This window comes from Shimia sp. R9_1 (genome assembly GCF_017743775.1).
In the GTDB taxonomy this organism is placed as follows: Bacteria; Pseudomonadota; Alphaproteobacteria; order Rhodobacterales; family Rhodobacteraceae; genus Shimia.
Map to the genome: position 1 here is coordinate 435,867 of NZ_JAGHRN010000002.1, position 11,541 is coordinate 447,407.

Annotated in this window: 13 protein-coding genes; 10 read left to right on the top strand and 3 right to left on the bottom strand. The window is 60.6% G+C overall.

Features of this window, described 5'->3' with window-relative positions; genetic code table 11:
• Positions 1-158 precede the first annotated feature (158 nt).
• From J7399_RS21185 to J7399_RS08485, 4 genes are all read left to right on the top strand, one after another.
• On the top strand, positions 159-815 hold the full coding sequence (locus tag J7399_RS21185; protein WP_209085273.1) for a potassium channel family protein: 657 nt from the start codon (positions 159-161) through the stop codon (positions 813-815).
• On the top strand, positions 812-1,180 hold the full coding sequence (locus J7399_RS08475) for a VOC family protein (RefSeq protein ID WP_209085275.1): 369 nt from the start codon (positions 812-814) through the stop codon (positions 1,178-1,180). Before J7399_RS21185 ends, J7399_RS08475 begins: the two co-directional genes overlap by 4 nt.
• A gap of 72 nt (positions 1,181-1,252) precedes the next feature.
• Positions 1,253-2,359: a chorismate synthase gene (gene aroC, locus J7399_RS08480; protein WP_209085278.1), complete on the top strand. Its 1,107-nt coding sequence runs from the start codon at positions 1,253-1,255 to the stop codon at positions 2,357-2,359.
• A complete protein-coding gene (locus J7399_RS08485; protein WP_209058464.1) occupies positions 2,359-3,030 on the top strand; it encodes an HD domain-containing protein in 672 nt (223 codons plus the stop codon). The genes aroC and J7399_RS08485 overlap by 1 nt, the downstream gene beginning before the upstream one ends.
• A gap of 70 nt (positions 3,031-3,100) precedes the next feature.
• On the opposite strand, the gene J7399_RS08490 is transcribed toward J7399_RS08485, so the two are convergent.
• Positions 3,101-4,024 carry a DMT family transporter gene (locus J7399_RS08490; protein ID WP_209076532.1) on the bottom strand — a complete coding sequence of 308 codons (924 nt, stop codon included), beginning with the start codon at positions 4,022-4,024 and terminating at the stop codon, positions 3,101-3,103.
• A 124-nt stretch (positions 4,025-4,148) separates the two neighbouring features.
• Positions 4,149-5,018 (bottom strand): branched-chain amino acid aminotransferase, encoded by an 870-nt coding sequence (locus tag J7399_RS08495; RefSeq protein WP_209085281.1) that lies wholly within the window; start codon positions 5,016-5,018, stop codon positions 4,149-4,151.
• Between the two features lie 178 nt (positions 5,019-5,196).
• Here J7399_RS08495 and J7399_RS08500 point away from each other — a divergent pair, with 178 nt between their 5' ends.
• The 6 genes from J7399_RS08500 (at position 5,197) to dxs (ending at position 10,508) form a co-directional block, all read left to right on the top strand.
• Positions 5,197-5,694: a MarR family transcriptional regulator gene (locus J7399_RS08500; protein WP_209058472.1), complete on the top strand. Its 498-nt coding sequence runs from the start codon at positions 5,197-5,199 to the stop codon at positions 5,692-5,694.
• Between the two features lie 24 nt (positions 5,695-5,718).
• Positions 5,719-6,420, top strand: a complete 702-nt coding sequence (locus tag J7399_RS08505) for a response regulator (RefSeq protein WP_209058473.1) — start codon at positions 5,719-5,721, stop codon at positions 6,418-6,420.
• 65 nt (positions 6,421-6,485) lie between these two features.
• Entirely contained in the window at positions 6,486-7,421 is a 936-nt protein-coding gene (locus J7399_RS08510) for a histone deacetylase family protein (RefSeq protein WP_209085283.1), read from the top strand.
• Positions 7,418-7,660 carry an exodeoxyribonuclease VII small subunit gene (locus J7399_RS08515; RefSeq protein ID WP_168590799.1) on the top strand — a complete coding sequence of 81 codons (243 nt, stop codon included), beginning with the start codon at positions 7,418-7,420 and terminating at the stop codon, positions 7,658-7,660. The genes J7399_RS08510 and J7399_RS08515 overlap by 4 nt, the downstream gene beginning before the upstream one ends.
• Before the next feature lie 35 nt (positions 7,661-7,695).
• The gene (locus J7399_RS08520; RefSeq protein ID WP_209085286.1) at positions 7,696-8,565 is read left to right on the top strand and encodes a farnesyl diphosphate synthase; all 870 of its coding nucleotides are present in this window, start codon (positions 7,696-7,698) and stop codon (positions 8,563-8,565) included.
• Between the two features lie 14 nt (positions 8,566-8,579).
• On the top strand, positions 8,580-10,508 hold the full coding sequence (gene dxs / locus J7399_RS08525) for a 1-deoxy-D-xylulose-5-phosphate synthase (RefSeq protein WP_209085289.1): 1,929 nt from the start codon (positions 8,580-8,582) through the stop codon (positions 10,506-10,508).
• 148 nt (positions 10,509-10,656) lie between these two features.
• Here the strand turns inward: dxs and J7399_RS08530 are convergent, their stop codons facing one another.
• Positions 10,657-11,511 carry an SDR family oxidoreductase gene (locus J7399_RS08530; protein WP_209085291.1) on the bottom strand — a complete coding sequence of 285 codons (855 nt, stop codon included), beginning with the start codon at positions 11,509-11,511 and terminating at the stop codon, positions 10,657-10,659.
• Positions 11,512-11,541 lie beyond the last annotated feature (30 nt).

The window sequence follows — 11,541 nt, forward strand, 5'->3', positions numbered from 1 at the left end:
CAACCAGACAGTTGGCAGAGGACTGAGGCACAGGGTTGTAACGAGCTTGAGAGCGCGGACCCCACAGTGGCGCTTGCCAAACGGCTTTTCTTGCGCGGGACGTTGCGATTAGGGTGAAGAAACGCCGACATTTGGGGCGTGAATTTGAGGGCAGACAGGTGAGTGAAACGACGCATATTCCGGCCCCGACTGGCTTTGTTGAGACCCATCGATGGTCGATCCTGCTGGCGTTGCTGGTGGCGCTGATCCTTCTGGACGGGTTTGAAGACCGCGTGCATTGGGCGGATACTGCGGGGCTTTGGGGGCTGAGCCTGTTGTTTCTGGGCGTTGTCGGGGCCACGGGGCGCAACACGGTTTTGCGCTTTGTTATGGGCGTGCCGGTGGTGATCTGGATTGCTTTGATCGTGCTAAACGAGGTTGCCGGTGTCAGAGTGGACGGCAGCCTGGCCATTCTGGCAGGGATTTTGTTGTTTGGCTCGATGCTCACCAGTTTCTGGCAGCTGATCGGGCCGGTGCATTCCGAATATGAGCGGCTGTCCAGCGGGGTGTTTGGCTATCTGTTGATGGCGATGTTGTGGGGCGTGATTTACTGGCGGATCGAGGCGGTGCATCCCGGGTCTTTCAACCTGCCGGGGGATGTTGGGGGCGAGCGCGCGCCGTTTGTCTATTTCTCGATGATCACGATGACGACGGTGGGGTACGGTGAGATGACCCCAGCGGCGAGCCTGCCGCGGGTGCTGACCGGGTTGCAGGCGATTGTGGGCACGATGTTTGTGGCGATCTTTATCGGGCGGATTGTGGGGCGGCTGAAATGAAGGGTGTGCAGTATCAGATCACCTGGGTTTACGCCGAAGCGCTTGCGCCCTGTGTGACGTTCTATCGCGACACGTTGGGGCTGCCGGTTGCCCATGATGCGGGCAGCGCGATGATTTTTGAGACAGCGCCCGGTGCGCGCATTGGTGTGTGCGAGGCTTTTGGGGATCGGGTGGTGCAGCCCGAAGGCAGCATGATCACACTTGTGGTGGAGGATCGCACCGCCGTGGATAGAGCCTATACCACCCTAAAAGCGGCCAAAGTCGCCCTGCGGGGCGCACCGGAAGAGATGGCGCGCTTTGGCATCTACAGCTTTTTCTGCACCGATCCGAACGGGTATCAGATCGAGGTGCAGTGTTTTCTTTAGGATAGGGTTGCGAGAGTCTCCTTCCCCATAGCGCGCATTCTGTTTAAAGGTGCCACAAACAGGAGCCTGCGCATGTCGATGAATAGCTTTGGACACCTTTTCCGCGTCACCACCTGGGGCGAAAGCCATGGACCTGCGCTGGGCGCGACCGTGGATGGCTGCCCTCCCGGTGTGCCTGTGGATGAGGCGATGCTGCAGCATTGGCTGGACAAGCGCCGCCCGGGTCAGAACAAGAACACCACCCAGCGCAATGAGCCGGATGCGGTGAAAATCCTGTCGGGCGTGTTTGAGGGCAAGACCACAGGCACCTCGATCCAGCTGATGATCGAGAACACCGATCAGCGCAGCCGCGATTATGGCGAGATCAGCCAGACGTTTCGCCCCGGCCACGCCGACATCACCTATCATCTGAAATACGGCAATCGCGACTACCGCGGCGGCGGGCGCAGCTCTGCGCGCGAGACAGCAGCACGCGTGGCCGCTGGTGGCATCGCGCGCGAAGCGATCAAGGCGCTGGCCCCCGATCTTGAGATCAAGGGCTACATGACCAAGATGGGTGTGCTTGAGATTGACCGAGAGAATTTCCAGTGGGACGCGATTGACCGCAATGACTTCTGGATTCCGCAGTCAGCCGATGTGGCGCAGGAATGGGAAGATTATCTGCAGGCGCTGCGCAAGGAGCACGACAGTGTCGGCGGCGTGATTGAGGTGGTGGCGCGCAATGTGCCTGCCGGGATCGGTGCGCCGATTTACAGCAAGCTCGACACAGATCTGGCCGCAGCGATGATGTCGATCAATGCCGTCAAAGGTGTGGAGATCGGTGAAGGCATGGCCGCCGCCGGGCTGAAAGGTTCGGAAAATGCGGACGAGATCTTTATGGGCAATGATGGTCAGCCGGTGTTCTCCTCCAACCATGCGGGCGGCATTCTGGGTGGGATTTCCACAGGTCAGGACGTTGTGGTGCGTTTTGCGGTGAAGCCGACAAGCTCTATCCTCACCCCGCGCAAGTCGATCCGCAAAGATGGCAGCCCGACCGAAGTGATCACCAAAGGGCGGCACGATCCCTGTGTGGGCATCCGTGCGGTGCCGGTGGGCGAGGCGATGATGGCCTGTGTCATTCTGGATCACCTGCTGCTCCATCGTGGTCAGGTCGGAGAAAATCAGGGTAAGATTGGCTGATGCTGGACGGGACGGAATTGCAGGAGCTGAGAACGGCGCTGCGAGACGTCGCCGCAGAGCGCATGGCACAGGACAGCGGCCATGATCTGGCGCATCTGGATCGTGTTTGGTCCAACGCGCAGCGGCTGGCCCGTTCCGAAGGTGAAGTGGATCTGAAAATCCTTCTGGGTGCGGCTTATCTGCATGATCTGGTGAACCTGCCCAAAAACGCCCCGAACCGATCCAAGGCCAGCACTTTGGCAGCTGCGGCCGCCGCGCCGGTTCTGCGCGAACTGGGGTTTGACAATCATCAGGTTGCCGCCACGCAGCACGCGATTGCGGCGCATAGCTTTTCAGCCGGGCTTGCGCCCAAATCCAAAGAGGCCCGGATATTGCGGGATGCGGACAGGCTGGATGCGCTGGGCATGATCGGGATTGCCCGCACTTTTGCTGTGAGCGGAGCCTTGGGCACGCCGCTTTATGATCCGCAGGATCCATTTGCCACATCGCGCGATTTGGACGATGGCGCCTTTGCGCTGGATCATTGGCCGGTGAAGCTGTTCCGTTTGCCGGAAGATATGTTGACCCAGGCAGGCAAAGCCATCGCAAAGGAGCGTGTCGCCAATATGCGCCGCTATGCGGCGGTTTTGGCGAGTGAGCTGGGCATCGTGCTGCCAGACAGCTGGAGCTGAGCCCGCGGCCGTTCGTTGGGTGATCCACTGGACGTGGAACTTACCAAGGCAGTTTTGCCGATAGGCTTGGTTATCCCTGCGGTGTGATGCCGGGGCGTGCTTTGCCGCGCTTGAGGCCAAGCTGGCGTTCCCGCCAGATGATCAGGAAGCCCGCAAGGATCACCACAGCCGCGCCAATCAGCATCTGCGGTGTAGGCACTTCGGCAAACCAGACGTAGCCGATGAGCAGAGCAAACAGCATGGCAACATAGTCAAACGGGGCCACCACGGAGGCGGGGGCAAAGCGGTAGCAGGAGGTGAGCAGGATTTGCGCAAAACCGCCGATGAGGCCTGCAATCGTAAGCATGATGGCCTGCTCCCATGTGGGGATCACCCAGCCAAAGGGCAGCGTGAGCAGGGACAGGCAGGTCGCGGTGAGCGAAAAGTAAAACACAATCGCCGAGGTCTGGTCGGTCTGCACAAGTTTGCGGATGTGGATCTGGGCAAGCGCGCGGAAGGCGGCGGAGCCGAGCACCAGCATGACCCCCAACGTGGCCAGCGTGGCGGCCTGGCTTTCGTCAAAGATGGTGATGCGGGGCCAGAGCACGATGGTCACCCCCACAAGGCCCAGACCGACCGCGGACAGTCGGAAAGCGCGGACCTCTTCACCCAGGAACATGGCGGCAAAAATCACTGTGAGCAGCGGGGCGGCAAAGCCGATGGCGGTGACTTCGGGCAGCGGCAAAAGGCCAAGGGCAGCAAAGTTCATCCCCATGGAGGTGGTGCCGATCACCCCGCGCCAGACATGGCCCATGCCGTTTTTGACGCGCAGGCCCTGAGGCATCTCGCCCCGGTAGATCAGCCAGCCAAAAATCACGAAGAGGGCAAAGAAGGAGCGGAAAAACACCGCTTGGCCAGCGGGGACATCAGAGGCGGTGGCTTTGATCAGCGCGGCCATGATGGAAAACAGCGCGATGGCGCAGATTTTCAGGGCGATGCCTTTGAGAGGGTTCATGGGGGTGTCCGACGCTGACGTAAGGTGCGGCAACACTGGACCGGAGGCTCTGGGATGGCAAGGCAGAGGCCCAAAACAAATCAGAGGCCCGCAGGCCCCTGATCATTTCGCAGATTGTTTCGCCTCAGCAGCGAACAAGCTTTTCGTAGGATTCCGCGATGTCGCGGGTGATGTCGCCCACCTCAAAGGTGTAGTCGCCAATCTGGCCCACTGGGGTCACTTCGGCGGCGGTGCCGGTCAGCCAGCACTGCTCAAAGTCGGCCAGCTCTTCGGGCATGATGTGACGCTCGATCACGTTGATGCCTTTGTCTTTCAGCATGCCGATCACGGTCTGACGGGTGATGCCGTTGAGGAAGCAATCAGGCGTCGGTGTGTGCACTTCGCCGTCTTTCACAAAGAAGATGTTTGCGCCGGTCGCCTCCGCCACATAGCCGCGGTAATCCATGAAGAGCGCGTCAGAGCAGCCTTTGGCTTCGGCTTTGTGCTTGGAGATGGTGCAGATCATATAGAGACCTGCGGCCTTGGCGTGTACCGGAATGGTTTCCGGGCTGGGGCGTTTCCACTCTGCGATGTCGAGCTTGGCGCCCTGCATTTTGGCGTCGCCGTAGTAAGCGCCCCAAGGCCAGACCGCGATGGCCACGCGCACCGGGTTGGCTGCAGAGGCGACACCCATGTCGTCACCGGAGCCGCGCCACACAACCACGCGCACATAGGCGTCTTGCAGGCCGGACTTCTTCAGGGTTTCCAGCTTGGCCGCTTCCAGCTCCTCAAGGGAGAGTGGCATCGGCATGTCCAGCGCCTCAGCGCTTTTGAACAGGCGCAGGTTGTGTTCGTGGCTTTTGAAGATTTTGCCGTTGTAGGCGCGCTCGCCCTCAAACACGGAGCTGGCGTAATGCAGCGCGTGGCTCAGGACGTGGACCTTGGCCTCGCGCCAGTCCACAAATTCGCCATCCATCCAGATGACGCCGTCACGATCGTCATATGCACCCGCCATGGTCGTTCCTTTCGCCTTTCAGAGCTCATCTCAGTTTTCATTTGTTGCGCCGTAAATCGCCGATCCGGTCATAAAGTTGCGCAAATCCTGCGATTCGCTATCAGTTAGGACTTGGAGTGTCAACAAAGCTGACGTATTGTGACGGGCAAAGCGGTCAATTGTGATCTCAGGAGGTATCATGGGCGAGGGCATACGCAGCGAAAGCTTGCTCTATCTCACCGACGAGCAGCTGCGTCAGGGCATTGAGGCGATGTATTTCGCCTATCGTGGTTTTACCGCGGATCCGGACCGTATTCTGGAGAGCATGGCCTACGGGCGGGCACATCATCGGGCGATCCATTTCATCAACCGCGCGCCGGGCACCACGGTGACCAACCTGCTGGCGATGCTGGGAGTGACCAAACAGTCACTCAACCGTGTGTTGCGTACCCTGATCGAGGACGGGCTGGTGGAAAGCCGGGTGGGCACCTCTGACCGGCGTGAGCGCAACCTCTATTTAACCGAGGCTGGTGTAGCCTTGGAGAACCGTCTGTCGGACTCTCAGCGCACCCGCATGCGCAGCGCGTTTCGCGATGCCGGACCGGAGGCAGTCGCGGGGTTCCGCCGTGTGCTTGAGTCGATGATGGACGGCGAGCTGCGTCGGCAGTATTTGTCGTTGCGGGAGACCGGTCAATAATTGGGCCAATGAGGAAACCAGAGCATGAATGACATTGCCCCGCATTTGCTGATTGTGGATGACGATGAACGCATCCGCACCTTGCTGCGTAAATTTTTGATGCGGCACGGATTTCTGGTGACCGCCGCGCGGGACGCAGATCACGCGCGCCGCATTTTGTCGGGGCTGGATTTTGATCTGCTTGTGCTGGATGTGATGATGCCGGGCGAAGATGGCGTGAGCTTGACGCGTAGCATCCGCGAGGACTCCGAAACCCCTGTGCTGCTGTTGACCGCGAAGGGTGAGACAGAAGACCGGATCGCCGGTCTGGAAGCAGGGGCGGATGATTATCTGGCCAAGCCGTTTGAACCCAAAGAGCTGTTGCTGCGCATCAACGCGATTTTGCGGCGCATGCCGGAGGTCGATGAAGCGGCGACGGTGCCCAAGGTGCTGCATCTGGGCGACATCCGCTATGACATTGATCGCGGGGAGATGTGGCAGGGCGAGGAGCCCGTGCGCCTGACAGCCACCGAAAGCCAATTGATGCGCATTTTCTCCAAAACGCCGGGCGAGCCGATCAGCCGGAGCACATTGGTAGAAGAGCTTGGCCGCGACAAAGGTCAGGCGCAGGAGCGGGCGGTGGATGTGCAGATCACCCGGTTGCGGCGCAAGATTGAAGAAGATCCAAAGCAGCCTCGCTATCTGCAGACGGTGCGCGGTGCGGGCTATATGCTGGCGCCAGATTGAGGCGTTTGAGCATAAGATTTTAGGCCTCCGGCGGGGATATTTAGAGCAAGAGGAAGGGGGCAGTGATGACAACAGCGCTTTTTGGTCACGAGAGTTCATTGGGGCATGTGACGCCAAGCGGGCATCCGGAACAGGTGGCGCGGATTGAGCACATCATGGCGGCGCTGAAGGGGCCGAGTTTTGCGGCGCTGGATCGTCGGGACGCGCCTGCCTGCAGCGATGATGATATTCTGCTGTGCCATCCCCAAACACATCTTGATGCCATTGCGGCGGCTGCCCCAGCAAACGGTACTGTAGCGTTGGACGCTGATACGCATATGTCGCCGGGGTCGCTGGCAGCGGCGCGCCATGCGGTTGGCGGCTGTATTGCTGCGGTGGATGCGGTGCTTACAGGTGAGGTGAGTAATGCCTTTGTGGCCTGTCGTCCCCCTGGGCATCATGCCGAGACATCCACACCCATGGGGTTTTGCCTGTTTGGCAATGCGGCCATCGCGGTGAAACATGCGCTGGAGCGCCATGGGCTGAGCCGTGTTGCGGTGGTGGATTTTGACGTCCACCACGGCAATGGCACGCAGGATCTGTTGTGGAACGAGTCCCGCAGCCTGTTTGTTGGCAGCCATCAGAACCCGCTTTGGCCCGGCACAGGTATGCCGGAAGAGACCGGCGGACATAACAATGTGATGAACCTGCCGCTGCCGCCACACAGCGACGGACGGTTGATGCGCGCCACTTATGAAGCGGAGGTGTTTCCCGCGCTGGCGCGGTTTGAGCCCGAGCTGGTGATCATTTCGGCAGGCTTTGATGCCCATGCCGACGATCCTCTGGCGCAGCTTAATTGGCGGGAAGACGACTTTGCCTGGCTGACAGAGCGGCTCTGTGATGTGGTGGATCAACATGCCGAAGGTCGGGTGGTCTCGACTTTGGAAGGGGGATATGATCTGAACGCGCTTGCGGCCTCGGTGGCCGCACATGTCAGCGTTTTGATGGAGAGAGCCGGATGAGTGACACGCCTGTGGAAGAGATGAGCTTTGAAGCGGCCATGCGGGAGCTGGAGCAGGTTGTGGGCCAGCTGGAACGCGGCGACGTGGAGTTGGAGAAATCCATTGCCCTTTATGAGCGTGGCGCGGCGTTGAAGGCGCGTTGTGAGGCCAAGCTCAAAGAGGCTGAGGAAAAGGTGGCGGCGATCACCTTGGATGGCAACGGAAATCCGGCCGGTTTGACCCCGGTTGAGGGGATGTGAGGCCGCTGCGCCTTTGATAAAGGACTCGCCGGATCATGTTTGAGACCAGATTGAAAGAGGCCGCCCAGCAGGTTGAGGCCCATTTGCAGCATGTGATGGCGCCTTTGGGCGATTTGCCGGTGGTGGAGGCCATGCGCTATGCCAGCGCGGGCGGAAAGCGGCTGCGGGCGTTTCTGGTGCTGGAAAGCGCGCGCCTGCATGGTGTGGCTGCCGAGCACGCGATCTGGCCTGCCACGGCGATTGAGGCGATCCATGCCTATTCGCTTGTGCATGATGATCTGCCCTGCATGGACGATGACGACATGCGCCGGGGGCTGCCCACCACCCATGTGAAATGGGATGAGTGTACCGCTGTTCTGGCGGGAGACGCGCTGCAGACGCTCGGGTTTGAATGTGTGAGCCGGCAGGAATGCCACCCGGAGGCGGTGGTGCGCGCAGAGTTGACCGTGACGCTGGCCCGAGCGGCAGGCGCGCAGGGGATGGTTTTGGGGCAGGCGCTTGATATTGCGGCTGAAACGGCACCTGCGCCTTTGACGCTTGAAGAGATCACCCGATTGCAGGCCGGTAAGACCGGTGCGTTGATTGCCTGGTCCGCCACCGCAGGCGCGGTGATGGCGCAGGCGGAGACCGCGCCCCTGATGCGCTATGCCACCGATCTTGGGTTGGCGTTCCAGATTGCCGATGACATTCTGGATGTGGAAGGCGACGCGGCCAAAGTTGGCAAGGCGGTTGGCAAAGATGCGGAGGCCGGTAAGGCGACCTTTGTCTCGCTTCTGGGTCTGGAAGGCGCCAAAGCGCGCGCCCGCGACCTTGTGGCAGATGCCTGTGACGCGCTTTCCTCCTATGGTAAGGATGCTGATGCCTTGCGGGAGGCGGCGCGCTTCGTTATCTCGCGAGACAGCTAAGCGGAGGACGCCCCATGTCAGCCAGACCCCAGACGCCACTCCTGGATCAGGTCACCCATCCGGAAGACCTGAAACGGTTTTCTGACAGCGAGTTGACGGCGCTGGCCCATGAGCTGCGCGCGGAGACCATCTCTGCGGTCAGTGAGACCGGCGGGCACCTAGGTGCGGGTCTTGGTGTTGTGGAGCTGACTGTTGCGCTGCATTCGGTGTTTGAGACACCGCGTGATAAGATCATCTGGGACGTGGGCCACCAGTGTTATCCGCATAAGATCCTGACGGGGCGGCGGGACCGCATTCGCACGCTGCGCCAGCAGGACGGCCTGTCGGGTTTCACCAAGCGCAGCGAGAGTGTCTATGACCCCTTTGGTGCGGCGCATTCCTCTACATCTATTTCTGCCGCGCTGGGCTTTGCCACGGCGCGTGATCTGGGCGGGCAATGTGACGGCGGACTTGGCGATGCGATTGCGGTGATCGGCGATGGCTCGATCACGGCGGGCATGGCTTATGAAGCGATGAACAACGCTGGCCATCTGGGCAAGCGGATGTTTGTTGTGCTGAACGACAATGACATGTCGATTGCGCCGCCTGTGGGGGCGATGAGTGAATATCTTTCACGCCTCTATGCGGGAGAGCCGTTTCAGGAGTTCAAATCCGCCGCCAAAGGGGCTGTGAGTCTGTTGCCGGAGCCGTTCCGCGAAGGGGCGAAACGCGCCAAGGATATGCTGAAGGGCATGGCTGTGGGTGGCACGTTGTTTGAACAGCTCGGCTTCAGCTATGTGGGGCCGATTGATGGCCACGACATGGGCCAGCTGCTGCCGCTCCTGCGGACTTTGCGCCAGCGGGCGACCGGGCCGGTGATGCTGCATGTGATCACCAAGAAGGGCAAAGGCTATGCCCCGGCGGAGGCCGCACGCGACAAAGGCCATGCGACGGCGAAATTTGACGTGGTGACCGGCAAACAGTTCAAAGCGCCGTCCAATGCGCCGAGCTATACCTCGGTCTTTGGGGAAGCGCTGGTGCAAGAGGCCGCAGAGGACAGCAGGATTTGCGCGGTGACCGCCGCGATGCCGGATGGCACCGGGCTGAACCTTTTTGCCGAGCGCTATCCCAGCCGCTGTTTTGACGTGGCGATTGCCGAGCAGCACGGGGTGACTTTTTCCGCGGCTCTGGCGGCGGGCGGGATGAAACCGTTCTGTGCGATGTATTCGACTTTCCTGCAGCGTGGCTATGACCAGGTTGTGCATGATGTGGCAATCCAGCGTCTTCCGGTGCGATTTGCGATTGACCGTGCCGGGCTGGTCGGCGCGGATGGGGCGACGCATGCGGGCAGCTTTGACGTGGCCTTTATGGCCAATCTGCCGGGCATGGTTGTGATGGCTGCGGCGGATGAGGCGGAGCTGAAACATATGGTGGCCACGGCTGCGGCGCATGACGAGGGGCCGATTGCCTTCCGCTATCCGCGCGGCGAAGGCGTGGGCGTGGATGTGCCGGAGCGCGGCGAGATTCTTGAGATCGGCAAGGGCCGGATGGTGCAGGAGGGCAGCCGGGTGGCGCTTCTGTGCTTTGGCACGCGTCTGGAAGAGGCCAAGAAAGCCGCCGAGGCACTTTCGGCCAAAGGCATCACACCAACCATCGCGGATGCACGGTTTGCAAAGCCGCTTGATAAGGCGCTGATTCTGGAGCTGGCGGCCAATCATGAGGCGCTGATCACCATCGAAGAGGGCGCAGTGGGTGGCTTTGGCAGCCATGTGGCGCAGCTTTTGGCCGAGGAAGGCGTGTTTGACGAGGGGCTGAAGTACCGCTCCATGGTGCTGCCGGATATTTTCATCGATCAGGCGAGCCCAAAGACGATGTATGACATCGCTGCGATGAATGCGGAGCACATTGAGGCCAAGGTGCTGGATGTGCTGGGTGTGGCGTCGCTCGACAGCAAGCGGGCCTGAATTACTTCCTGAACGCGGATAGGGGCGCTGCCCCTGCCACCGCAAGCGTTGGCCACCCCGGGATATTTTCCGAATGAGAAGATTTTAGAGCGTCGGGTCCGGGATTTGGCCCAGGCTACGATCTGAGATTGTCGCTTTAGGTTGCGTGCTAGCGTTGTTCTTCTTCCAGCATGGCTTTGAGCGCATCCCGGTAGTTGGGGTATTTCAACGCGACGCCGAGCTCTTCTTTGATGCGCGTGTTGCGCACGCGTTTGCTGTCTGAATAAAAGCTGCGCGCCATCGGGCTCATATCCGCTTCTTCAAAAGGGATTTCAGGGGGCGGATCCATGCCAAGCAATTCGGCGGCGTAGGCGAGTATGTCCTGCGGTGGGGCGGGGGTGTCGTCACAGACGTTGTAGATGCGCCCCGGATTTGGGGCCAGCATCGATGCCTCAAGAACCCGTGCGATGTCGTCCACATGGGCGCGGGAAAACACCTGATTTTTCTTGATGATCCGGCGCGCGGTGCCCCGGCGGAGTTTTGCAAAGGGGCCGCGGCCGGGGCCGTAGATGCCTGCGAGGCGGAAAATATGCAATGGCAGGTCTGGCACGTAGGACCATTCGGCCTCGGCCTTTACACGCATCTGGCCGCGGATGCCCCCGGGATCAAGCGGGGTCTCTTCGTCCACCCAGCCGCCGTCCATATCGCCGTAAACCCCCGTGGTGGAGAGGTAGCCAACCCATTCCAGCCGTTGCGAGGCTGCCTGAAGCGCATCGCGGCCAATCTGCAGCACCGGATCGCCATCATCATCCGGACGGATCGAGCTGAGAACATGGGTGATGTTTTGCAGCGCCTCGTCAAAATTGATCGGCCAATGCAGAGGCGTGACCCCTTGGGCGCGCAGCTTGTCAGCCTGATCCGGATCGCGGTGGGTGCCAAGGATGGTCCAACCCTGGGGCAGCAAACGCTTTGCCAGTGCCTGGGCGGAATATCCGTGGCCTAGGGAGAGGAGGGTTTTGCTCATGAGGGCACAGTGCCTTTCCCTGTCAGGAGG